The organism is Actinopolymorpha sp. B9G3, assembly GCF_040120725.1.
In the GTDB taxonomy this organism is placed as follows: Bacteria; Actinomycetota; Actinomycetes; order Propionibacteriales; family Actinopolymorphaceae; genus Thermasporomyces.
This window is the reverse complement of record NZ_JBEEAB010000006.1, coordinates 68741-91442: the sequence shown is the minus strand read 5'-3', so window position 1 is coordinate 91442 and position 22702 is coordinate 68741. Positions and strand designations below refer to the sequence as shown.

Here is a 22702-nt window from a genome sequence, read left to right as displayed (position 1 = left end):
TCATGCCGTCAAACAACACGGGTGCCCTCAGGATCCGGTTGCGGCGTCCTTCAGGGCTGTTCCTATGCGATGAAGGTAGCCGGTGGCGTGGCCGTCCTGGAGGTCAGGGATGTCGAGGATGTACCGGCATTGATCAAGGGGCATGTGACGCGCGAACGCATGCGGATCGTTGATCAGCTCATCGAGCAGGTCTTCGCCCTCCACAAAGAACAGGTCGATGAGCTTGGGGTTCCCGTCGGCCGAGAGCAGAACGTGACGGTCGCCGATGTCGACCCGCGGCCCCCACCACCGCACATTCTGACGGCCCCAGGCATCCATGGCCTCGACCTCGTGCCGGAGATCACGCAGATCGGCGTCGCCTTCTGCTGGATGCTCCCACTGCCGCAGAAATGTCCGCACCACACTGCTGGCCGGGGTGGTCAGGTATTCAAGCACGGCCAGATGTCCGCCACCGTCGAGTGTGGTCGCCAGCTCTATCCGCGGAATGTACCTGTTGCCTGCGCACCGCTCGCAGAGCTCGACGAAATAGTTGTAGGCCGGCTCGAACGGGCTGACCCGGGCCAAGAGTCGACCACTCGGCGACCGATGAGCGTAGGCCCAGTCGCCCCGACCGCACATCGCCCAACCCAGGCGCTCAAGATGTGCTCGCGCGAAGCGATGATCGAGCACGGGCCACGGCTCCCCAAGGAGCGGGACTAGTTCGCGATCCTGCATCGGCGAAGTCTGGCACCGGCGTTGCGGGCGCAGCCACCGACTTTTGTTGTGGGCCCGCGGCTTGTCCCTGTGGCTAGAGGCCTAGGGCAACCCCCAGGCGTTCGGGAGGAGGTGGGCGTGGTCGTTGTAGCGGACGAGCCGGGCCTTCAGCTGACCAGTGTCAGGTAGCCAGCCGTCAGCGATCCATTCGGTGATCCCCGTGTCGGTGATCTCCGGGTAGAGGTACTCCGCGTGGAACGGGAGGCTGAGGAACGCCCACAAACTCGCCCGCAGCGGGACGGTCTGAGTGACGATCACGACGGTGCCGCCCTCGTTGGCCAGGACGGCTTCGATGAACGCTCTGGCAGCCCGCTCGATTCCCTCCCGATAGGACTCGCCGCCAGGTGACTTCGGAGCATAGGGCGACCAGTTGGCCAGCCTCTCCTGGGCGAGCGTGGCAAGCCATTCCTCGACGACCATGCCGTCACACTCACCTGAGTGTGGCTCGCAGAACCCGCAGTCCGGTTCCGGTTCCAGATCGCCGAGGGCTGGTGAGATGACCTGCGCGGTCTCGATCGCCCTGCGGGCGTTGCTGGAAAGCAACCGCGTCACATCGGCCAGTTCGCCGGTAGCGGCGAGGCGGTCCCGTAGCCGCTCCGCCTTCTCTCGTCCCTCGTCGGACAACCCCAGATCGTCATGATCGAGCAGACGCCCCGGGTCGTGAGAGCGCTGGATGGCGTTTCGGATCAGGACCAGTCGTGTGCTTGGCAGCTCACGCAGCTTGGGCATGACACCAATTCTCCCAGCCCGCTCGGCGGCTCCCATCCCTGGGAATACGCCGCCGATGAGTTTTGCCGTGGCGGCGAGTCAGTAGGGCAAGAATCAAGAATTGGCGAAAAGAGGCATCATGACTCAGCCCAAGACTCACACCCTGGACGTGCCCGGCGCGGTGCTGTATTACGACGTCCGGAGCAACGATTCCAGTTCGGCGCCGGTCCTGCTGTTGATCGGGTCGCCGATGGGCGCGACCGGGTTCGGCACCCTTTCCGGACATTTCGCCGACCGCACGGTCGTGACGTACGACCCGCGCGGTGTGGAGCGCAGCGAGCGCACGGACGACGCCACCGAGTCGACACCAGATGAGCACGCGGACGATCTGCACCGACTGATCTCGGCGCTGGACGCCGGACCGGTGGACATCTTCGCCAGCAGTGGTGGCGCCGTCAACGCGCTGGCCCTGGTGGCCCGCCATCCGGAGCAGGTCAAGACGCTCGTCGCGCACGAGCCGCCGGCCGCTCAGGTGTTGCCGGACCGCGAGCAGGCGCTGGCTGCGTCCGTGGACATCCACGAGACCTACCAGCGCAGTGGCCTCGGACCGGCGATGGCGAAGTTCATCATGCTCGTCGCCCACAAGGGATTGATTCCGCTCGATTTCGCCGACCAGCACGGCCCGGATCCTGCCAACTTCGGGTTGCCGACCGAGGACGACGGCTCCCGGGACGATGTGCTTGTCGGGCAGAACATCATTTCGTGTACGCACTATCAGCATGACTTCGAAGCACTCCGTGCGGCATCGACTCGCGTCGTCATCGCCGCCGGCGCCGAATCTACTGGGGAAATGGCTCACCGGGCCGCCGTGGCAGTGGCCGGCCGGCTAGGTACGAAACCCGTCACCTTCCCCGGCGACCATGGGGGATTCCTTGGCGGCGAATACGGAATGAAGGGCGAGCCGGACGCCTTCGCCGCCGCCCTGCGCCAGGTCCTGATTTAGGCATCTTCGCTCACGACTGCGGCTCGCTGTCCTGGCAGGCAGGACACGTACTCCTCGAACTCGGCGATGGCCCTGACGCCATCGTCGAGAACGGCGTCGTAGACGCTGGCACTGGTGATCGTGTTCCGACATTTAGATCACTCCAGGTGCGTCATTTACGAAGGCGCTACGGCAGGCAGCTGCGCGAGAGTCCCCGCCCACCGACGCAATCCGGAATCTGGAGCAGTCTCGCAATATCGGCTGAACTGGTTTCGGACATCGGATCGCCGGATCCCACCCACCATCAGGGGCGCCACATACGACGGGATGTCCGCACTGACTGGGCTCCATCCCGCCGCGACGCTCGCCGCCCCGTCTGCCGGCGACTCCAGACCGAAGTAAACTTCGGCGACTCCGAGGGTCATCGCGGCACCTAGGCACATGAGGCACGGCTCGAGATTGACCGCGAGGCGCAGCGGCTGAGGTCGCGGGCGCCACCCCAGCGATTCGTCGGCCTGGGCCATGGCTAGGAGGTCCGCGTGGACGAGGCGCCGTTGTTGCGCCTTCTCCTGGGTGAAGGCTCTGCCAACAATGTCCTCGCCCATGACCACGACCGCCCCGATCGGTAGTTCGCCGCGGAGTAGCCCTTCCTCAGCGACTTCGATTGCCGAACCGATCATCTCGTGTGGCGTCATGAGCGAACGATACGCAGCCGCGAAAGCGTGGTGGACAAGCGGCTCTGGCGGACAAGTTTCGGCGTCGCAAACTCCCAGGGAGACCAGGATCCGCAGGCGATCGAGGTGGGCGGCCGACCATCGGCCGTGATTCGTGCCGACGCCGACGCCGACGCGGATCGTGGTCTGGCCGATGTACTCGGCGCCCGGCAGCTGCGTGAGGGGAGTTCACCTACTTGACCGTACGAAGCCACGCGGCCGCCTCGCGAGGCCTGGTGAAATGCAGTCGTTTCGCATGCGCCAGCGGGGAGGACTCCAGGTCCCGGCGCAGCCGGACTCTTCGACGCGGTTGTGACGACCAGGACCAACGGACTGGATGCGTTCGATCGAGCCAGTTCATGGGACTCTCGGGCCGGTGTGGGCCATCCGGTCGACGGGTGACCAGGATGCGAAAGGCCCGCCACCAGGAACGCCATGTGACGACGGTACGCGAGTAGTCGAGGAACACGATCATGTCGGCTCGTTCGTACACCAGATCCTCGACATCGAAGGGCGTTCCGTCGAATACCCATCCACTGCCAACGGTCGCTCCGTCCACGGCGACTCGGTGTTCTAGCGACTTCTGTCCAGGACCGAGAAGGTCATCTCGAGCGACATAACGAAGACCCAGGCGGTCGGAGAGGGCGCGGGCAAGTCTCGACTTCCCTGACCCCGCGCAACCCATCACCACAATGCGCCGCAGCGTAGTTCCAGAACCGGCTGGACCCCGGCCGGTCAACGGCGCTCGGGGCGTGGCTTTGCCGGAAGCTGGGTGGTGAGCCTGTCCGGCCACTCCACGGCCAGACAACTCCCGGCAGATGTCGTTGCCCACTCCTCGCTCAGTGCCCGAAGATCCCGGATCGCAGTCTGGAAGTGCTGCACCGTATAAGGAAACGCGTCTTCGCGAACCGTTCCCCACAATCCGTGCGCCCGCTTGATCAGATCGTTCGACCTGCCATGGTGCACTGCGTCGTGAACCAGCGACGTCATGGTTTCGGCCACGGTGATGGACCGACTCCTGGTGTTCGTACGAAGAACCTGCTGCGAACGCTGTTTCGGGTCACGGCGCTGGCGGCCTGACACGACGGTCATCCGTTCGAACATCGCCCCAGCGGCCATGCTGCCGAACACGCCGCCGGCCATGTCCAACGCTCGCTCGGTCGCGAAGTGCGCCAGGTCGTGCGGCACCTGCCATCTCCCACCGGCGCCGGGCAGCGACACGACCACACCGTCACGGCGATGGACATGGACGGAGTACTGGGTGTCCCCATCGCGATGGAACTCCACCTTCATGTCCACCACCGTGACACGAGTGCTGCGCCCCGTCCACCCGGATTTCCGCGGTGGGCAAGGGAATTACGGCAAGCATGATCACGGCGCCGCGTCGGAGGCCGCGGCGTGTGAGGCGCCCGCTGCGTGACCGGCCGTTGCCGCGCGAGTCAGGCTGTGTCGGCGTACGACGGTCCACAACGCCGCCGCGGCCATCGCGCATGCGGCCGCGGCGAACAGCATCCAGGATGCCGTGGCGTTCTCCAGCAGTCCTCCGAACGCACTACCGAGGGATGCTCCCACCAGGCCGGCCGCGACCATCGAGGTGTAGGCCTGCGTCAGCGCGCCTTCGGCGGCGACATCGTCGAGCAGGCTGGACGCAGCGATGCCGGCCGGAGCGTAGAGTGCGCCGAAGATCACCAGCACAATCATCAGCACCACTGGCTGGGTGGCGGCGACAACCGTGACAGCGACAACGCCGCCCGTTCCCGTCGCCTGCGCGAGCAGAAGCCTCCTGGACCGTGGGATTCTCCACGACCGACCGCCGTACAGCGTTCCTCCGGCGAGTTCTCCCGCCGACACGCAAGCGAACAGAACGCCCGCCACGGCGGGAGCGCCGTGATCCACGGCAGTAGCTGGGATCGCCACGCTGATGAGGCCGAACGCCGTTCCTCCCAGGAGACCAGCGACGAGCAGTGTCCGGGTTCCCGAGGTGGCACGTCCTGTCGGCCGGGGTTGGCTGCGTACGCCAGAAGATCTCCATCGGCGTGACGCCCGAGTGGAGGCGAACACCAGCGCCGAGCTGCCCGCCAGCCCGGCGGCGGCCAGCACCGCAACAGACGGGCCGGCGAAGAGGAGTAGGCCCGAGACCACGAGCGGTCCGGTGATCATGGCGATATGGAACTGCATCGCCAGAAGGGCGTACGCGGTCTCGAGTTCGTCGGTGCGCCGCACCAGTGTCGGCCACAGCACCCGCATACTGCTGATGGTCGCCGGTATGCAGGCGCCCCCGGCCCCGGCGAGCGCGACGACGAGTGCGACTGGGGCATGCCGAGTTGCCGCCAGGGTCAGAAGGATCAACAACGTAGTGCAACCGAGACCCGTGCCGACCAGCACGCGTGTCTGGCCGTACCGATCGATCAGGCGCCCCTGGACCAGCAGGCCGCACGCGTTGCCGGCACTCAGCGCGCCGCTGGCCAGGCCGGCCGAGCCGAAGGAGCTGGTGGTGGCGTGGACGAGCAACAGCACGCCGAGCGTGAGCATACTGATGGGGAGAGAGCCGAGAAAGCTTGCGAGCAGGGATAATGGCGCTCCGGGAGCGCGCACGATGAGTGCGTAGGGGCGGAACACAGTCCTCCTAGGATGTGTCCCACCCGTCACCCTGTGCAGACGCTATTGGCCAAACAACACATCGGCGGCACGTACACCGACTCGTCGCCGGTGAGTCTAGCGTCGCCGCGTGGTTCGGGAGAAGCGCGCAATTCTGGGCTGTCTTGGTGCGGGAGCCGCCGGCTGGATTCCTCCATCCGCGGCGGAGTTCAACGGCGGACGGTCACGATCTCGATGCCTTCGTCCTCGTCCGGCGCCTCGAAGATCGTCCGGTGGGCACGGCCGGGAGGTCTGCGGCGAGGTGGCGAGCGTAGGTCGTCTTGCCCGCCCCCACCAGGCCGCACAGGAGGTGAACGCGTGGGGACTCGGATCGCCCGGTGACCTTGCCCGGCAGCACTGTGTCACGACCTGTGGTCGGCAAGGACTTCACGGATCACGTGGCGCGCGTTGTCGGCCATCATCGGGTTGGTGTCCTGGTAGTACGGCAGTGCGATGAGTGCGATGGACAGGGCACGACCGCGCCCCCGGATCCAGCTGGCGTCGTCGACCTGCAGGGCGGTACGGAAGTCGTTTCGCACGTTGGCCGGCAGAAGGTTCCACGCGACGATCAGATCGCACGCGGGATCGCCGACGCCCACGGTCCCGAAGTCGATGACGGCACTGAGCCGGCCGTCGACGGTCAGGAGATTCCCAGGCATGAGGTCGGCGTGGACCCAGACGGGCGGACCGGTCCACGCGGGTGCGTGCAGGGATGCGTCCCACGCCGCGGTCACGGCCACGGTGTCGACCATTGCGCCCAGCTCGCCGATCGCGGTACGGGTGGGCGCATCGAGTGCGGAGAGCGGCCTACCTCGGTAGGCGGGCGGTCCGCCCGGAAGATCGATCCGGCGTACGGCGGAGACGAACTGCGCCAGGTCCTTGGCGAGCAAGGCGGGCTCGGAGAGGCTGTCAGGCGTGGGATTCTCCCCTTCGAGCCAGCGGTAGACCGACCACTGACAGGGGTATTCCTCCACCGGCTCTCCCCTCCCGAGCGGGACGGGAATGTCGAGGGGAAGGAGCGGAGCCAGCTGGGGCAGCCAGTGGTGCTCCTTCTCCACATCTTCGAAGAAGCCTGCCATCCGCGGGAGCCGTCCCGCCATGTCGGGGCCAAGCCGGTACAACGCGTTGACGGTTCCACTCGAGAGGACGTGACGGATCGGAAGGTCCGCCCACTGCGGAAACTGTGCGGCGAGCAACGCGCGGACGAGGTCGGCGTCGATGTCGATCTCGTCGGCATGCATCTTGCCTGCGCACATGGGGACCTTCTCGAACTGGGGTTGGGCCGACGCCTATCCGAACCGGTCGCGACGTCGCCTGTCAACTCACATTCCGACGACGCGCAGCCAGAGGTTGGTGGCCTGAGGTGCGTGCGTCAGGCTGAGACGCTCGAGTCTGATGTTCGTTCCGCCAGGGTGGTCGAAGAGCCGGACGCCATCACCGAGCAGGACAGGTGCGATGAGCACGAGGATCTCGTCGAGCACTCCCGCCTCGAGGCACTGTCGGGCGACGTTGGCGCCGAGAACGTTGACGTACTTCTCACCCGCGGCGGCCTTGGCCGCCCTGACGGCGGTGTCGAGGTCACCGACGAAGGTGACGTCGGGCACCGGTGTGTCCGGCGGGTTGTGGGTCAGCACGAACTGCGGTCCGCTCCACCCACCGCCGGCGAACTTGCCTTCCTTGTCCGCGTCGCCCTTGTGCGGATCGTCACCGCCGAAGGTGCGGTTGCCGACAAGAAGCGCGCCGATCTTCTCGAGGAGCTCACCGACGATCGGGTTGGGTCCGAGATGCTCGGTCAACCAGGACATGTCACCACCCGGACCGGCGATGAACCCGTCCAACGACATCGTGACCGAATACAGCAGCTTCGCCATGGCCTACCTCCGGCGACATCACATTTGACTGACCTTCCTTGAGACGGCGGATCGCCGGAAAACTCATCGGTACGAAGCAGGCAGCGCGGTCGGCAGGTCGAACGCCGCGAACAGGTCGAGGTCGTGGAAGGCGGTGATCTCGACGATGTGGTCGTTCTCGATCTGTAGGATGGCGATCCCGAAGGCGGCATACTCATGGTCGCCGGGGCGCTGGACGTAGGCCGCGGCGGCCGGCTGCCGGTTCGCCTGGGTCGGCACCATCTGGAACCGTCCCACGTAACCCGGAGCGCCTGCGTCCCAGCTCGCGGTGAGTGCCGCGACGACCGCTCCGCGACCCTGGAACCACATCGGATAAGGCGGCATCGTCGTACGTACGTCCTCGGCGAGCAGTTCCGCGACTGCGGCGAGATCGGCACGCTCGACCGCGTCCATGTACCTCCGCAGCACCGACCGCTCCTGCTCGGTGGGCTCGGCTGAGGGTGCCCACTCCAAGCGGCGCTCCGGCAGGTGATCGCGAAGCGTTGACCGCGCCCGTTGCAGGGCGCTGTTCACCGATGCCACGCTGCCTTCCAGCAGCGCGGCGGTCTGCTTGGCTGGCCAGCCGAGTACGTCGCGGAGGATCAGCACCGCCCGCTGCCGAGGCGGCAGGTGTTGGATCGCTGCAAGGAACGCCAGTTCGATCGTCTCCCTGGCGACCACCACGGCGTCGGGTTCCGCCTCGCTCGGTGCAGCCGGCTCCCACCTCCCCTCCGTGCCGATCAGGCGATCGGGGAAGGGCTGCAGCCAGGCGATGTCGGTACGCGGCGGGAGCCCGACGCTCGGATCCGTTGGCCCCGTCAGGTGATGAGGAAGCACGCGGCGGGAGCCGTCCCCGAGGACGTCGAGGCAGGCATTCGTCGCAATCCGGTACAACCAGGCACGGATCGTCGAGCGGCCCTGAAAGCTCGCGAGGTTCTTCCAGGCGCGAAAGAAGGTCTCCTGCACAAGGTCTTCGGCGTCGTCGAACGATCCCAGCATCCGGTAGCAGTGCACCCGCAGCTCACCCCGGTGCCGTTCGGTGAGTGCGGCGAAGGCCGACTCGTCGCCCGCACGGGCGGCGGCAACTACCTCGTCGTCTCCCGCGTTCACCGTCGCCTCCGCAGCTAAACCGATCGCCAATCGGGACGTGGTGAGAACGCTACGACCACGCGTTGCGGATCAAAAGACGAGGTGACACTGGAGATAAATGCCCGGCAAACAGGAACTGCCGCTGACCACCTCGCGGCCCTAGCTGTCTTCGGTAGGGCATCTCGCGCGGATGGAATGGAGTGCCTTGTGCGCAGGATGCTTCCGCACCGGCGCGGGTCGATCGTCAACGTCCCTCGATCCAGGCGTTCGCGTTCTGGCCCCGGTATTTCGCGACGGTGCGCGGTTTCCCGGCACCCCTCTCGTGCCGTTGCGCAGCTGTCAGGCGGCCAGATCCCTGACGAGGAAGACGCCTGGGTCGTTGACGACGTGTTCGGTCCCGTCGTCGTCCAGGTAGAGGGTTACGTCTTGGGTTCGCACCGGGAGCTGGCTGGGAGGTGGGCGGCGAACAGGAAGAGCGCGAACATCGCCAGGATGGGAACCCATCGGGGGTCGTTGAGCATGAGGTCGGCCGCGGCCTGCTGCCGTTCGGCGGTGGTGAGTGATTGGGTGGTGTGCTCGGTTTCGGCCCATCCGAGCCGGGCGGGAACGAACGCCAGGTAGGTCCACACGCGCATCGCGAAGTACATGACGGCGCCGGTGACAAGCAGCGCGCGGCGCTTTCCGGGGCGCCAGCCGAGGTAGAGGACGCCGGGGATGAGCAGGACTTCGAGCAGGCTGTTGACGACGACGTAGTACGGAATCGACGGCAGGAACGTACTCTCCAGCGTTTGTCCGGTGATCGATGGGCTGTCCAGCGCCCCGTTCAGCAGCAGGATGGCCATCAGGCCGCCGCAGCCGGCGAACGCGAACGCGGCGGTGCCGAGGTAGACGAATCCGTCTTCCAGCGCGTTGGTGGGTCCGGGTCGCCTCGCCCGAAACCAGGTGACGAACAGACCCAGACCGGCGCCCCACGCGGCGCCGGCCAGGAGGGCGACCGGTGCCGGTAGGACCTCGGCCAGGTTGAACAGTCCGGTCACGATGGTGGTGAAGGGCACGGCAAGGAAGAACGGCAGAAGCCGTTGCCATGCGCTCATCTGGATGGTCGGGTTCATGGTGGGCTCCGGTCTCGAGTGGGATGACGTCGAGAGGAACCCACCATGTAGCTGCTAGAAGCAGCTAGTGCTTGATGCAACTATCAGGGGGATCTGGGGGTGAACCCTGATCAGGTTATGCCTCGTGGCTGTCGCGACCGGGTTCCGTGAGCGCGCCCACGGGCGCGCAGGGCCACGGTCTCAGCCTGCGCGTACTCCCCCCCCCGCCGCAGGAACTCCACCAGGAACCGAAGCTCCGCGTCGGTGTAGCCGCCGATCTGTCGCTGCCAGCGCACATCCATCGACTCGTAATACCTGGCGATCTGGCCGACCCGCTCGGGGACCAGCCGCAGAACGATTCGTCGACGGTCGTTCGGATCCGGCTCGCGGCGGACGTACCCGCCCCGCTCCAGACGGTCCACGATCCGCGTCACGGCTCCAGTCGTCATCCCCATCAGGTCGGCCAACCGCCGCGCGCCGATCGGCTCGAACTCCATCAGTGCGCCAAGGGCGTGTACGTCCGTCAGTGGCATGCCCAACTGGTCGGCAACCGCCATCTGGAAACGCACGGCCGAGGAGACATACCAAGGCATCTCCTGAACAAGCATCTCCACCAGTTCCTGCCGGCCGTCCGTCATCAACCGCCTCCAAGCCACCGTCGATACACCCGGCCAACGCTACGGTGCACGAAGCAACGCACGGATCCGGCAGTTCCCAGGTTTCCGATACGGTCCACGCATGCGGATCCTCAACTGAGGATCCTGGAGCGTTATACGCCGATGGCGCCGTCGATGCGCTCTCGAAGTAGGTCAGCATGTCCGTTGTGCCGGGCGTACTCCTCGATCATGTGGACATAGATCCAGCGCAGGCTGACGTCCTGGTCCATGAAGCGCCCAGTGTCGGTCAGTGGATGTTTCGCGCAGCGCTCACGGGCCGCAGCGATCTCGGAAGACCACGTTGCCAGCGCCTCTTTGAGGGTTGCTCCTTCGGCGACGTCGAAGCCGCCGTCGGGGCCGTCGGGGTCAGCTTCTGGATCGTAGATGGGTGGAGCGTGTTCACCGGCGAACACTCGCCGGAACCAGTTGCGTTCGACCTCGGCCATGTGTTGCACCAGCCCGGTCAGCGTGAAGGTCGACGGCGGCGTCGAGGGGGTGGCTGCCTGTGCGTCGTCCAGCCCTGCGCACTTGATGGCAAGGGTGGTGCGGTGGAAGTCGAGCCACGCCTCTAGCGTGGAGCGTTCATCCGCGTTGAGAGGCGGCATGGAGCGGTCATTGGGGTTCACCCGGCGATCGTTCCAGAGACGCCGCGCATGGGTAGGCGGGAGGGTGTGTCCGAACCTGTCCCGTCGACGGGCAGCCACCCGCCTCAGCACCTGCTCCTTGGTCTCCCGTGGTTGCTTGTTACCAGTGGTGTAGGTGTGGGCGGAAGTCGGCGTAGGCGTCGTCGAGGTAGTACGGGACGACTGCTCGGCCGGGTGGTGTGATCGCGTCGATCCGGGCGAGGTCTTCGTCGTCGAGCATGACGTCGGTGGCGGCCAGCTGTTCGGTGAGCTGGTCCGCGGTTCGGGCACCGAGAACGACGCTGCTCACCGCCGGTTGCGCGAGGAGCCAGGCGAGGCTGAGCTGTGCGGGCGTACACCCTTTGCCAGCGGCGATGTCGACGATCGCGTCCACCACCGGGTCGACCCGGTCACCGAAATGCTTGACGTCCCAGTCGCCCTTGCCGCCGCGTGCGAGCCGAACGCCAGAGGGCGAGGCACCGCGCCCGTACTTGCCGGTCAGCAGGCCACCGGCGAGCGGTGACCAGACGGTGATGCCGATGCCGTAGCTGCTGGCCATAGGTAGCAGTTCGCGTTCGACGCGGCGGTCGAGCAGGGAATACGGCGTCTGCTCGACGACCGTACGGTTGAGGTGGTGCTCTTTGGCTGCCCAGAGCGATTCGAGCAGCTGCCAGGCGGCGAAGCTGCTGGTTCCGATGTAGCGGATCTTGCCGGAACGCACCAGATCGTCGAGTGCTCGGAGGGTCTCGTCGATCGGGACCCGGGTCGTCGGGCGATGGACGTAGTAGATGTCGAGGTGGTCGACGCCGAGCCGGCGCAGCGAGGCCTCGCACTGGTCGACGATGTGTCGGCGGGAACTTCCGGCGGCATTGGGGTCGTCGTCGTTCATCGCGCAGTGGAACTTGCTCGCCAGGACGATCCGGTCGCGGCGTCCTGCCTTCTGGAGCAGCCGGCCGAGCAGTTCCTCGCTGGCTCCGCGGCCGTAGACGTTGGCGGTGTCGATGCTGTTGACGCCGGCGTCGAGGGCAAGGTCGAGCTGGCGGGCGGCGTCGGCTTCGTCAACCGCGCCGCCGAACAGCATCGTGCCCAGGCTGAACGAGGTGACGGAGACGCCGGTCCTGCCAAGCGGTCGGTACTGCACGGGTGATCCTCCAGTTGGTCGTCCGGACAGGTGGGTTCGTGGCCGTTGTCGCGTGGGCTTGGCCACGGTCAGGGGTTGGGTGTGGCGGCGAGTAGGAGCTTGCCGGTGACGGAGCGGTCGGCGAGCCGTCGATGCGCGGTCGCCGCCTCGCTGAGCGGAAACCGGTCCACGATGCGCGGGGTGACATTGCCCTTGCGCACTGCGGTCAGCACGGCATGTGTTGCGTGAGCACGGGCGGTCGCATCGCTGAGGTAGTGGCTGGCCGACGCCCAGCGCAGGGAGAGGGACCCGGCGGTACGGCGGGGCGCGGTGATCCCCGAGAGCCGATCGAGGCGGAACGGTGGGGGCGTCCCGGTGATGGCCCCGTACATGACCAGCGTTCCTCGGGTGGCGAGCATGGCGAGGCTCAGCTCGAAGGTGTCCCGGCCAGTGGCGTCGTAGACGATATCGACGCCCCGGCCGCCGGTGACCTCCTGCACGTCGGCGACGGGATCGGGGTGGGCGGCGAGCGGGATCGCGTGGTCCGCGCCGAGCTGGCGTGCCACCTTTGCCTTCTCCTTCGATGACGTGAGGGCGATGACCTGGGCACCATCCGCGGCCGCGAGTTGCACGACGGCACCGCCGGTCGACCCGGCCGCCGCATGCACTGCGACCGTTTTGGCCGCGACATTGGTCACCGCCTCGCGCACCAGGACGTGGGCGGTGGTGCCCGCGATCGCCACCGCGGCGGCGACGTCGAGGGGTGTGCCGTCGTCTAGCAGGACCATGTTTGCGGCTGGGACCGCGGTCAGCTCCGCGTAAACCCCAGCGAGGTGCCCGAAATGCACGACGCGTTGCCCGACCAGGCTCGGGTCACCGGTTGGGCCTACGGCCTCGACGACACCGGACGCCTCGGTTCCGGGCACCAGCGGCAGGGCGACGGGGTACGGCGTACCGGCCCTGTGCTGCAGATCGACGTAGTTGATGCCGATCCAGTGGTTCCGGACGAGGACCTGGTCACCTTCCGGGTTCGGGCGTTCGACCTGGATTGGGGTCAGGACGTCGGGACCCCCATGGTCAGCGATCTGCACGGCCAGCATGGCGGCGTCCTTTCCGAGATCTAGACGGGTCGGCTGGTGGTGCCGCGGTGCTCGAACGGACCACGAGTTCGGTGGCGAGAAGCTGACTGGAGCCGGTCTCGCTGGTGCGGAGCCGGTCCAGCAGCAGCTGGGCGGCGAGCGCGCCCTTGTCGCGTGCGGGCTGTCGTACGGTGGTCAACGGAGGTTGCGCCATCGCGGCGGCGGGCGAGTCGTCGAAGCCCACCACCGACACATCAGCCGGTACCCGCAACCGGTGCGCTGCCAGCTCCGCCATCACTCCGAGCGCCAGCTCGTCACTCAGGCAGACCAAGGCCGTCGGTCGAGGATCGGCATCGAGCAGCAGGCGGGCGGCATACCGGCCATGCGCGGCGGTATTGGCCGGGCAGGAGACCATGACCGGCGGTGGAAGGCCAGCCGCCTTGCATCCCTTCCGCCACCCGGCCATGCGCTCGCGGACCACGAAGCTTCGACTGGTGGCGTTCTTGCCAACCAGCACACACTGCTCGGCAGCTGCTCCGGATGCCCCGGCCGCGACGGCAACACCGGCGATCGCGGTGTGGCCCTGCTCGACCAGATGCGCGACGGCGGCCTCGGCGCCAACCCGATCACTGACGTTCACGCATGCGACTCCGGTCTCGGGCGCCTGGTCCACCAGGACCGACGGGATGGCACGCTTACGGGCGACCGCCAGGCCGGGGGAGTCCTCATCGACGGAGTAGACGATCAGCCCGTCGACCATCGCCCGCGACATCGGCCCGCTGCCGCCGGACCGTGGAGCCGACAGCACGGTCAACGCATGGCCCGCTTCCTGCAGCTGTCTGGCGACTCCAGCGAGGAACAGCGTCGACACCGGGTCGCTGAACGCATAGCCCAGGTCGTCGGTGAACAACACGCCGATCGAGTCGGTCCGGCCTTTGCGCAATGACGCCGCCAGTGGGCTCGGACCTTCGTAACCGAGTTCGCGCGCCGTCGCGAAGATCCGCTCCCGCAGCTCCGCCGACAGCTTCTCCGGACGCGAGTACGCGTTCGAGACCGTCGTCCGGGAGACACCCAGAGCCTTGGCGAGACTCAGCAGCGTCGTCCGGCTCACAGGCCACCTCCCGACATTGGTGAATCGATCAACCATGTGAATCGATAAACTACCGGGCAGCCGCAGGATTCGTCAAACACCTCGGAGGCCAGTTCGAGGATCTTGTCTCCGGCAGCAGCTAGCTCCAGCCACCAGTGACACCCCGGCAATCGGCAGTCGTAACAGCACTTACATAAGTGCTGCTACGATGCCGTCATGGCACCATCTCGCGAACGTGCTCCCGACCGCGATCCGCACCGCTCCGCCGCGCGTGGACCCGACTCCACTGCGCCTGGACCGGACCCGACCGAGGCCAGTCGGTGGCGGCCGTTGCGTCTCCTGCTTTCGGCGATGGACGACGAGATCGCGCGCCTCTACGCGGAGCGTGGAGTGTCAGGGATCCGGCCGCGCTACACCATGCCGCTCATCCGGCTCCGCCACCGTGGCCCGATGACGATCCGGGAACTCGCCTCGGAGCTGCAGGTCACCCACTCGGCGATGAGTCAGACCGTGAGCAGCCTGCGCCGCGAGGGTCTGGTGCGTACCAAACCGGGAGCCGACGCGCGCACCCGCGAGGTCGTGCTGACAGCGCGCGCCCGGAAGGTGCTGCCGTTCCTCGAGGCGGAGTGGCGTGCCACCGAGCGGGCGGTCGCGGATCTGGAGGACGAGATCCCGTACGCGCTGAGCCAGGTAGTGCGGGATCTCGAGGCGGCGCTCGATCGGACGTCGTTCCGTGACCGGATCGCGCGACACCTGGCCGACGACCACGACGAGGATTCGCGCTCGTGAGCATCGCCCACGGGCTGGTCGACATCCGTCCGCTGCGTACGAGCGCTGCTTTCCGGCGACTCTGGATGGGCGGCAGCCTGTCCGGGTTGGGCGGGCAGCTGACGCTGGTTGCGGTGCTGTACCAAGCATGGGAGCTGACCGACAGCCCTGCAGCGGTGGGCGTCCTGGGCCTGGCGCGCGCGGTGCCGATGGTGGTGTTCGGGCTGGTGGGCGGCGTGTTGGCCGACGCGGTCGACCGCCGCCGGTTGGTTCTCCTCACCATGGTCGGACAGCTGCTCGCTGCCGTGGTCCTGGTCGCGCAGGCGGTGGCGGAGCTGGGGTCCTTCGGGATTCTGCTGGGGATCGTCGCGATCCAGTCGACCTGCTCGGCTCTCGGAGCGCCCGCCCGCCGGACCTTCGTTCCCCGTCTCCTGCCAGCTGAGCAGGTCGGCGCCGGCATCGCCCTGAATCACCTCAGCTTCCAGCTGGCCATGCTCGTCGGGCCTGCGGTGGCCGGCATGGTCACCGCAGCCTGGGGTGTGAAGATCTGCTATCTGCTGGACGCAGTGCTGTTCGTTGCCGCGGTCTACGGCGTGTTCGGTCTGCCGTCGATGCGCCCCACTGGCGAGGCGAACCGGCCGGGACTCGCCGCGATCTGGGATGGCTGGCGATTCGTCGTGCGCCGGCCCGCCCTGTCCGGCGCCTTCGCGACGGACGTGTTCGCGACGGTGCTCGCCATGCCGATCGCGTTGTTTCCGGCGATCAACGATGAGCGGTTCGGCGGGCGACCCGAAACGCTGGGCCTGTTCCTGTCGGCGATCGCCGTGGGAGGGATCACCGCGGGAATGCTGTCCGGCACGCTCACCCGTCCGGGGCGTCCCGGCGTGGTCATGCTCATAACCGCCGGGGTGTGGGGCGTGGGGCTGACGGGGTTCGGCCTGGCGCAGCACCTGTGGTTGGCCCTCGGCTGCCTTGCCGTCGCGGGTGCCGCGGACACCCTCTCGGTCATCTCGCGTGGAACCATCGTGCAGTTGGCGACGCCCGACTCGCATCGCGGCCGGGTCAGCGCCCTCGAGCACATCGTCGGCGTCTCAGGACCCGATCTCGGCAACTTCCGTGGCGGTCTGGTGGCGGGCGTGACCAGCGCCAGCTTCGCGGCCATCTCCGGCGGGATCCTCTGCGTCGTAGGGATCGCCGGGGTGGCGGCGACCAACCGGGCGCTGCGACGTTTCACCACATCTGGCGACGCCTGCGCGGAGCCGGAATCCAGTCGTACGCCGCAGCCGGAGAGCACTGCCTCGACGACCACGTCCTAGCGGGTCGAGGGGCTGCATGCGAAGGGCGGGTCGAGGGGCTGCATGCGAAGGGCGGCCCAGTCGCATTGAACGAATGGACCCGCCGCGTCGCCCAGATCAGCATGGGGTCGCCGTGCTCACGGACCAGGCGTCAGGCGCTCGGTGGATGCGCTACGCAAAGTGCTCGTGTTCGGCATAGCGTGGCGGGTCTTCGAGCTTGACGCCGCCCACCCACACCACGTGATGGGTCACCTCGATTCCACCGGCCGCATCGCTGTGGCGGCGGGTGAAGAGTTCGAGGCGCGGATCCTCGGGCAACGGCAGCGGCTGGCCCGTCCAGGCCCAGATGCCGCACTGGAACTTGAGCCATTCGTACACATCGGGGTAGTAGCGCTTCGACACGATGTCGGCGGCCACGCGAATCCCGACCCCGCTGCGTTCCATCGCGACCTTCACCTGGTCAAGTGTCCTGATGGTCTGGTTGAGGGGTGCAGCGTCGCCGAAGACCTCGCGGACCTCCTGGTGATGAAGGTCGCCGATGACCTCGGAGAAGATCAGTCCACCGGGACGCAGCACGCGTAGTGCCGCCTGCACGCCACGGGTCTGGTACCCGATCGGACCCCGTTCAGAGAAAACCAGGTCGAAGGGCTCCGGCCACGACACCGGAGGCGGGCCCTCGTAGTAGGAATAGCTTTCGCTCAACACCTCGGCCAGGTGCGCGCGATCGAGCGTCATAGGTCTCCCTCGGTGGATCAGGCCGCCGCCCTCGCCGCGGACGCGGATGAGCGCACCGGCCGAGCGACTCCCCGGCAGGGCCCCCGGCCCTACGCGCCACCACGCCGTCGACTCGCCGACAAACCGAAAGCTATCCGCCGGCGGCGAGGCTGCCAGTCGCGAAGTACGCCTTGCACACTCCGTCGTCGGCGTAGTCGGTGGCGATCTCGAGCACCCGCCGGCCGTCCAGCGACGGGACGAGCGTCGAGCTGTAGTTCGGGCAGTAGTTGTTGTACGCCTCAGGCACCGCCACGGGTGCGGGGATCTCGCGCCATGGCCCGCTGCCGTCGTCTTCGCTCACCATGAGGGTGGCACCGTTGCCAGCGGCTGTCGTGCCGTCGGCGTCCTGCAGGAGCTGGCCGACCAGCACGATGCGCGCACTGCCGTGCGGCCTTGGAATCACGGCGATCGTGGGCGTGTGGGTGAAGTACCGGCCCGATGCGGCCACGATCATCGTTCCGCCGTCAGTGGGATCGCCCCAGTCGGAACCGTCCGGTGATGTGCGGGAGTAGACCGCGCAGTCGTACTGCCCCGGCACACCGCAGATTTCGTACACCATGAGGTAGGTGCCGTCGGGAAGCCGACGGACGACGGGCATGCCAGGGCGGAAGGCTCCCGGCCGGCTCTGCACGGTGACCTGCTTGGGTCCCCAGTGCACCCCGTCGGTGGAGACAGTTCTCGCCAGCTGTTGGCTGCCCTCGACACCTTCGGACTCGTCGGCGAAGTGACAGACCAGTCGTCCGGCCGCATCGACGGAGAACTCCGGCTCCCACATCCCACGCGGGCTTGGGGATTCGGCACAGTTCGACAGGTAGGTCCAGGTCCGACCGAGATCGCTGCTACGCCAGACCCGCTGCGTCATCCGTCGGTCTGGGCCGGCATCGGCCCCCACGCTGCCCGCCCACAGCAGCGTGCCGGCGGGCAGGTCCCCGATCCGTCGCGGGAGTTCGAAGATGCTCGCGCAACAGAGCCCGGGAGTGCCGGCCTGCTCCGACGCCGGGATCGCACCGACCTGCTGGAAGCTGCGGCCGTCGTCGACGCTCTCCAGGATCGCACCTTCGCCGCCGCGTCCGGTGAACGTCACCACACTCGCCATGATGCGGTCGTTGGCGGTGCCGTTGTGCCGGAGCCGAATCGCCCGTGGATAGAGCGACACCTCGCCGGTCAGCAGTTTCGGCGACTCTGCCGTACGCCTGGCAAGGTCACCCCGGTCGACGTCATCGGTCGACTCGCCGGCCGTCATCCCGGCTCCAGCAGCCGTCGTGGCTGGCACCTCGGCTGCCGCGACGCCTCCGGTGACGACGCACGCGGCGGCAAGGCAACCGGCAACAAGAGCGAGTCTCATGTTCTCCCCACCTCTCACGCCATCCGGGCGTCGGCACATCCGAACAGTGAGCCGCCTCAAAGTAGGGAGCCGCCGTATCGGTGTCAACGTCATGGGGTAGAGCTGGCCACCTGCCGCTACGCCCATCGCCCATCGCTCGTTCGGCGGTCGTACCTCGATCTGGCCACTCTCGGCCGCGAGTGGTGATATTCGGTCTTGACCCTAAAACCGGCCAGCGGCAGGGTTGCTGCAACCCCTCCGGCAATCCGTCAGGAGACGACGCGATGGCATCCCGGCATGAGAAAGGCCGCGGTATATCCCGCAAGGACCTGCTCAAGGCGGGAGGGGCGCTGGCGCTCGTCGCCGTTGGCGTGCCTGGGTGTGACCTGCTCTCCACCGACCCGGGCAGCGACCGGTCCGGCTCAGGCCGTGGCGCCCGGGGCATGGAAGCGCCAGACCTGGCCAAGAAGGTCAAGGACGGCACGCTCCCCGCCGTGAAGAAACGCCTGCCGGAGAAGCCGGTCGTCGTGGAGCCCGTCGACCGGACCGGACAGTACGGCGGGGAGTGGCACACGGTGCTGCAGGGCAGTGCCGACTCGTCGTGGGCCAACCGCATCCTCTGTTACGACTACCTCCTGCGATGGGACGCCGAGTGGAAGCAGATGCTTCCCAACCTGGCTGAGCGATTCGAGGCCAACGCCGACGGCACCGAATACACCTTCGTACTCCGCGCCGGGATCAAGTGGTCCGACGGCGAACCGTTCACGGCCGACGACATCGTCTTCGCTCAGAACGAGGTCCTCAACAACACCGACCTGTGGCCCGTGGCACCCTGGCCCGCGCAGGCCGAGAAGATCGACGACCTCACCGTACGCATCACCCTCGCAGAACCAGACGGACTCTTTCTGCAGCGGCAGTGCACCGCTCTGGGCCGCTACCTCATCGCGCATCCACAGCACTATGTGAAGCAGTTCCACGTCGATCACAATCCCGAAGCGGCCGCGATGGCAGAGGCCGACGGTCTCGAGGACTGGATGGCGTTGTACACCGCGAAGGTGGACCCGCTGCTCAACGTCGACCTTCCGGTCCTTTCGGCATGGAAGTTCAGCCGCCCTGCCGACGGTGGCACGCGTGCTGTCGCGGAGCGCAATCCGTACTACTGGAAGGTCGACACGGACGGACGGCAGCTTCCGTACATCGACCGGGTCGTCTTCGAAGTGATCAGCGACGTGCAGGTCATGGTCACCAAAGCCGTGGCCGGCGACTTCGACATGCACTGCCGGCACTTCAACACCCTGACGAACAAGCCGGTGCTGGCCCGTGGGCGCACGAGAGGTGACTACGACTTCTTCGACCTGCGTTCGGGATCGATGAACCATACGCTGATCCAGCTCAACCTGACGCACAAGAACCCGATGTTGCGGAAGATCTTTCAGAACAAGGCGTTCCGGATCGGTCTCTCACACGCGATCAACCGGCAGGAGATCATCGATACGGCGTTCCAGAAGCAGGGAGAGCCGTGGCAGACCGCTCCGCGCCCGGAGTCGGAGCTCTTCGACGAGGAGATGGCCAAGCAGTACATCGACTACGACGTCGACCTGGCCGAGCAGCACCTCGACGAGGCCGGCTATGCCGACCGCGACGCCAACGGTAGGCGACTCGGCCCGGACGGAAAGCCGATCACCTTCTCCCTCGAGTTCAGTGGCGAGCTCCGCCCCGAGTGGGCCGACACGGCGCAGCTGCTTGCGACGTACTGGAAGGCTGTCGGCATCACCGTCACAGCCCAGTCGCGCAACCGCGCACTGTGGACCGAGCGGGTGGAGGCCAACGAACACGACGCCGTGATCTGGCAGGGCGACCAAGGGGCGTTCAACGCGCGTGCCACCATCCTCGAACCGTTCTACTTCTTTCCGCAGAACACGGGATCGCGCTATGCCATCCGGTGGGCAGAGTGGTATGCGACCGGCGGGGAGTTGGGCGAGGAGCCACCGGAACCGAACAAACGCCAGATGGAGCTCTACGACCAGATCCTCGCCACGACCGACCAGGACCAGCAGGTCGCACTGATCAAGGAGATCCTCGCGATCGCCAAGGAGGAGTTCCAGGTCATCGGTGTGGGACTCGAAGCCAGTGGATACGGCATCGTCAAGAGCAACTTCCACAATGTGCCCGCCGAGATGATCGACACCTACACCATCCAGACGCCCGGACAGACACATTCGGAGCAGTACTTCATCCAGGCATAACCATCCCAGAGGGCCCCGTGTCCGTCGTGGCCGTACGAACTCAGATGTCGGATAGCCTGGACAGGATCTCCGCGACGAACTGGTCCTTCCCAGCGATGTAGGCCTGGCGGTCACCGGGATACTTCACGGCGAGCTCCTGTTTCAAGCGGGCGTACGCATCTCTGGCTTCGGGGTTGGTTCTGAGGCCTTCTCGAAAACGCACATAGTCTCGCCAGGCCGGACCGCCGACGGTGACAACATGAAGGTTCACCAGCCGGTGGCGCGGCTGGTCCTCCCACCCGAACATCAGGTCGACGACATCCGCATCACCGCTACCACGGTAGAGAAAGCCCAACGTCTCCAACGCGGCGGTGAGTGCGGTCGGGTCGGTGCCTGGCGGGAGGCCGACCGCGATGTCAAGGATGGGTTTCGCCGCCAGTCCTGGCACCGAGGTCGAGCCGACGTGTTCGATTTCCACGTCCACGTCCACGTCCACGTCCGCCTCGGCCAAGGCCGCTTGGAGGTACGCGGCAACCTGTTCGTACACCTCGGCCCATCGCGGATTACTTGGCACCACACTGACGACACCTCTGGTGAGGCCAAGACCTGATCCGTCGAAGAAGTCCACGAACTGTAGTATCGCTGACGTGCGAACCGATGTGTACGTGGCCGAGTGGCGCCGGATGCCGCCATTGCAGCGAGCAACCGAAGCGCACCGGCCATTCTCGCGTTCCGCGTGACGTAGCGGTCTGCTACGTCGGTTTCGTTCTTCTCCAGCCGCCTGAGCGAGCTGCCACCTTCCGCCGACTAGCGGGCGTGCAATCCTTCGCGGCTGGATGGACGACGTGGTTCGCGGTTTCATCACTCGGGAGCCACCACATGCAGGAACCCAAACGGAAGAAGTCTCGGTCCAGGACCCGGTCCCGCCGGGCACAGTGGAAGGCCAAGCCACCCGCACTGGTGGTGTGTGGAAATTCGGCGTGCCGGTTACTCACGCACGTCGCCAGACCGTGGTTACGAGAGCAGGGTGAGTAGGCGTTCGGCTTGCCGCCGCGTCGTGCCGATCGGATTACGGGCATGGGCAGGTCCACCTGGCAGTAGCATGAGGAGCCAGACGAACGCGCACAGCCGACGCAGCTCGCCCAGTCTGGCCAGCTCGACGGGTGCGAGATCGAATGCCGTCAGCAGTGCCGGGACGTCCATCGCATCGCCGATCCAGGCGGACAGGTGCTCGACCAGTTCGGCAACCTCATAGGCCCGGTCGCTTCGGCCGGAGTCCTCGAAGTCGACCATCATGACCTGCGTACCATCCCAGAGGTAATTGGCGAGATTGCCGTCTGCGAGACCGAAGACCGGCGGCGGATCGGCTTCCACCACATCGGCAGACAGTTGGTGAATCCACGCCGATCCCATGTCGTACGCCTGGCGAACCAACGGGTCGGTCCCCAGCTGAGGTGGCGAGGCGATCGAATGCGCGACCTGCCCAACAAGCGCGGCGGGATGTCCGATCCGTCGCGGCAGTTTCGCCAGTTCGCACGCCGGAATCGCCCGGTGAAGTCGGCCGACCGCAGCCGCAAGCGCGTCGATCTGTGCCGAGGTGAGAAGTGAGGAACCCAAGGGCTCTGCGGCAAGTCGGGACATCACGACGGTGGGAGGAACGCCGGTCAGGTCCGCCCTGATCGGTCGCGGCGCGAGCCCAGGCAGGTGAGCGGCGAGCAACGTCAGGCCCGCCCATTCGCGCCGATGCTCGCCGCGACTCCACGATCGGAAGCGCTTGATCACGATGTCTGCACGAATGGTGACGTCGTGCGTGGAGGAGCCGGTGTCATGCACGCCCGTCCTCCTCGGCTCGGACCAGCCAGTCCAGAAACCCCTGTCCAGCAGGG

General features: G+C 66.8%; 23 protein-coding genes. 5 read left to right on the top strand and 18 right to left on the bottom strand.

The genetic code is table 11. The features are described from left to right. Positions 1-27: 27 nt before the first annotated feature. Together ABNF93_RS12870 and ABNF93_RS12865 are read right to left on the bottom strand one after the other, a co-directional pair. Entirely contained in the window at positions 28-564 is a 537-nt protein-coding gene (locus tag ABNF93_RS12870; protein WP_349328207.1) for a hypothetical protein, read from the bottom strand. A gap of 231 nt (positions 565-795) precedes the next feature. Then, a complete protein-coding gene (locus ABNF93_RS12865) occupies positions 796-1482 on the bottom strand; it encodes a histidine phosphatase family protein (protein ID WP_349328206.1) in 687 nt (228 codons plus the stop codon). A gap of 118 nt (positions 1483-1600) precedes the next feature. Between ABNF93_RS12865 and ABNF93_RS12860 the strand changes: the two genes are divergently transcribed. Beyond that, positions 1601-2464, top strand: coding sequence for an alpha/beta fold hydrolase (locus tag ABNF93_RS12860; protein WP_349328205.1), 864 nt, complete (start codon positions 1601-1603; stop codon positions 2462-2464). 155 nt (positions 2465-2619) lie between these two features. On the opposite strand, the gene ABNF93_RS34910 is transcribed toward ABNF93_RS12860, so the two are convergent. From ABNF93_RS34910 to ABNF93_RS12805, 12 genes are all read right to left on the bottom strand, one after another. Further along, entirely contained in the window at positions 2620-3123 is a 504-nt protein-coding gene (locus ABNF93_RS34910; RefSeq protein ID WP_502877581.1) for a deaminase, read from the bottom strand. A gap of 768 nt (positions 3124-3891) precedes the next feature. Then, positions 3892-4449, bottom strand: a complete 558-nt coding sequence (locus ABNF93_RS12855; RefSeq protein ID WP_349328204.1) for a hypothetical protein — start codon at positions 4447-4449, stop codon at positions 3892-3894. A 78-nt stretch (positions 4450-4527) separates the two neighbouring features. Further along, entirely contained in the window at positions 4528-5775 is a 1248-nt protein-coding gene (locus tag ABNF93_RS12850; protein WP_349328203.1) for an MFS transporter, read from the bottom strand. A 380-nt stretch (positions 5776-6155) separates the two neighbouring features. After that, positions 6156-7049: an aminoglycoside phosphotransferase family protein gene (locus ABNF93_RS12845; protein ID WP_349328202.1), complete on the bottom strand. Its 894-nt coding sequence runs from the start codon at positions 7047-7049 to the stop codon at positions 6156-6158. Between the two features lie 66 nt (positions 7050-7115). After that, on the bottom strand, positions 7116-7664 hold the full coding sequence (locus tag ABNF93_RS12840; RefSeq protein WP_349328201.1) for a dihydrofolate reductase family protein: 549 nt from the start codon (positions 7662-7664) through the stop codon (positions 7116-7118). A 63-nt stretch (positions 7665-7727) separates the two neighbouring features. Further along, complete coding sequence (locus ABNF93_RS12835) at positions 7728-8792, bottom strand: sigma-70 family RNA polymerase sigma factor (protein ID WP_349328200.1); 1065 nt, start codon at positions 8790-8792, stop codon at positions 7728-7730. A gap of 398 nt (positions 8793-9190) precedes the next feature. Then, a complete protein-coding gene (locus tag ABNF93_RS12830) occupies positions 9191-9883 on the bottom strand; it encodes a hypothetical protein (RefSeq protein ID WP_349328199.1) in 693 nt (230 codons plus the stop codon). 110 nt (positions 9884-9993) lie between these two features. Next, on the bottom strand, positions 9994-10500 hold the full coding sequence (locus ABNF93_RS12825) for a MarR family winged helix-turn-helix transcriptional regulator (RefSeq protein WP_349328198.1): 507 nt from the start codon (positions 10498-10500) through the stop codon (positions 9994-9996). A gap of 131 nt (positions 10501-10631) precedes the next feature. Then, positions 10632-11123, bottom strand: coding sequence for a DinB family protein (locus ABNF93_RS12820; protein ID WP_349328197.1), 492 nt, complete (start codon positions 11121-11123; stop codon positions 10632-10634). Positions 11124-11262: 139 nt separating this feature from the next. Then, complete coding sequence (locus tag ABNF93_RS12815) at positions 11263-12282, bottom strand: aldo/keto reductase (protein WP_349328196.1); 1020 nt, start codon at positions 12280-12282, stop codon at positions 11263-11265. A gap of 68 nt (positions 12283-12350) precedes the next feature. Next, positions 12351-13361: a zinc-binding dehydrogenase gene (locus ABNF93_RS12810; RefSeq protein WP_349328195.1), complete on the bottom strand. Its 1011-nt coding sequence runs from the start codon at positions 13359-13361 to the stop codon at positions 12351-12353. Next, positions 13339-14451 carry a LacI family DNA-binding transcriptional regulator gene (locus ABNF93_RS12805; protein WP_349328194.1) on the bottom strand — a complete coding sequence of 371 codons (1113 nt, stop codon included), beginning with the start codon at positions 14449-14451 and terminating at the stop codon, positions 13339-13341. The genes ABNF93_RS12810 and ABNF93_RS12805 overlap by 23 nt, the downstream gene beginning before the upstream one ends. Positions 14452-14646: 195 nt before the next feature. Between ABNF93_RS12805 and ABNF93_RS12800 the strand changes: the two genes are divergently transcribed. Further along, complete coding sequence (locus ABNF93_RS12800; protein ID WP_349328193.1) at positions 14647-15219, top strand: MarR family winged helix-turn-helix transcriptional regulator; 573 nt, start codon at positions 14647-14649, stop codon at positions 15217-15219. After that, entirely contained in the window at positions 15216-16514 is a 1299-nt protein-coding gene (locus ABNF93_RS12795) for an MFS transporter (protein ID WP_349328192.1), read from the top strand. The genes ABNF93_RS12800 and ABNF93_RS12795 overlap by 4 nt, the downstream gene beginning before the upstream one ends. Positions 16515-16664: 150 nt before the next feature. Here ABNF93_RS12795 and ABNF93_RS12790 read toward each other — a convergent pair whose 3' ends face one another. Continuing rightward, positions 16665-17228, bottom strand: coding sequence for a hypothetical protein (locus ABNF93_RS12790; protein WP_349328191.1), 564 nt, complete (start codon positions 17226-17228; stop codon positions 16665-16667). A 130-nt stretch (positions 17229-17358) separates the two neighbouring features. Then, on the bottom strand, positions 17359-18612 hold the full coding sequence (locus tag ABNF93_RS12785; protein ID WP_349328190.1) for a sialidase family protein: 1254 nt from the start codon (positions 18610-18612) through the stop codon (positions 17359-17361). A gap of 263 nt (positions 18613-18875) precedes the next feature. Between ABNF93_RS12785 and ABNF93_RS12780 the strand changes: the two genes are divergently transcribed. Then, positions 18876-20837, top strand: coding sequence for an ABC transporter substrate-binding protein (locus ABNF93_RS12780; protein WP_349328189.1), 1962 nt, complete (start codon positions 18876-18878; stop codon positions 20835-20837). A gap of 40 nt (positions 20838-20877) precedes the next feature. On the opposite strand, the gene ABNF93_RS12775 is transcribed toward ABNF93_RS12780, so the two are convergent. Next, positions 20878-21444: a GrpB family protein gene (locus ABNF93_RS12775; protein WP_349328188.1), complete on the bottom strand. Its 567-nt coding sequence runs from the start codon at positions 21442-21444 to the stop codon at positions 20878-20880. A gap of 29 nt (positions 21445-21473) precedes the next feature. Between ABNF93_RS12775 and rpmF the strand changes: the two genes are divergently transcribed. Further along, a complete protein-coding gene (gene rpmF / locus ABNF93_RS34905; protein ID WP_502877579.1) occupies positions 21474-21851 on the top strand; it encodes a 50S ribosomal protein L32 in 378 nt (125 codons plus the stop codon). Here the strand turns inward: rpmF and ABNF93_RS12765 are convergent. Continuing rightward, on the bottom strand, positions 21831-22649 hold the full coding sequence (locus tag ABNF93_RS12765; protein ID WP_349328186.1) for a phosphotransferase family protein: 819 nt from the start codon (positions 22647-22649) through the stop codon (positions 21831-21833). The genes rpmF and ABNF93_RS12765 overlap by 21 nt on opposite strands. Positions 22650-22702: the final 53 nt, after the last annotated feature.

Bases quoted from the DNA above. Each gene is read 5' to 3' on its own strand.
- ABNF93_RS34910 (WP_502877581.1), bottom strand. From the start codon at position 3,123: ATGATCGGTTCGGCAATCGAAGTCGCTGAGGAAGGGCTACTCCGCGGC.
- ABNF93_RS12845 (WP_349328202.1), bottom strand. From the start codon at position 7,049: ATGTGCGCAGGCAAGATGCATGCCGACGAGATCGACATCGACGCCGAC.
- ABNF93_RS12840 (WP_349328201.1), bottom strand. From the start codon at position 7,664: ATGGCGAAGCTGCTGTATTCGGTCACGATGTCGTTGGACGGGTTCATC.
- rpmF (WP_502877579.1), top strand. From the start codon at position 21,474: ATGTGTACGTGGCCGAGTGGCGCCGGATGCCGCCATTGCAGCGAGCAA.
- ABNF93_RS12810 (WP_349328195.1), bottom strand. From the start codon at position 13,361: ATGCTGGCCGTGCAGATCGCTGACCATGGGGGTCCCGACGTCCTGACC.
- ABNF93_RS12785 (WP_349328190.1), bottom strand. From the start codon at position 18,612: ATGAGACTCGCTCTTGTTGCCGGTTGCCTTGCCGCCGCGTGCGTCGTC.
- ABNF93_RS12790 (WP_349328191.1), bottom strand. From the start codon at position 17,228: ATGACGCTCGATCGCGCGCACCTGGCCGAGGTGTTGAGCGAAAGCTAT.
- ABNF93_RS12825 (WP_349328198.1), bottom strand. From the start codon at position 10,500: ATGACGGACGGCCGGCAGGAACTGGTGGAGATGCTTGTTCAGGAGATG.
- ABNF93_RS12780 (WP_349328189.1), top strand. From the start codon at position 18,876: ATGGCATCCCGGCATGAGAAAGGCCGCGGTATATCCCGCAAGGACCTG.
- ABNF93_RS12860 (WP_349328205.1), top strand. From the start codon at position 1,601: ATGACTCAGCCCAAGACTCACACCCTGGACGTGCCCGGCGCGGTGCTG.
- ABNF93_RS12830 (WP_349328199.1), bottom strand. From the start codon at position 9,883: ATGAACCCGACCATCCAGATGAGCGCATGGCAACGGCTTCTGCCGTTC.
- ABNF93_RS12820 (WP_349328197.1), bottom strand. From the start codon at position 11,123: ATGCCGCCTCTCAACGCGGATGAACGCTCCACGCTAGAGGCGTGGCTC.
- ABNF93_RS12800 (WP_349328193.1), top strand. From the start codon at position 14,647: ATGGCACCATCTCGCGAACGTGCTCCCGACCGCGATCCGCACCGCTCC.
- ABNF93_RS12855 (WP_349328204.1), bottom strand. From the start codon at position 4,449: ATGAAGGTGGAGTTCCATCGCGATGGGGACACCCAGTACTCCGTCCAT.
- ABNF93_RS12865 (WP_349328206.1), bottom strand. From the start codon at position 1,482: ATGCCCAAGCTGCGTGAGCTGCCAAGCACACGACTGGTCCTGATCCGA.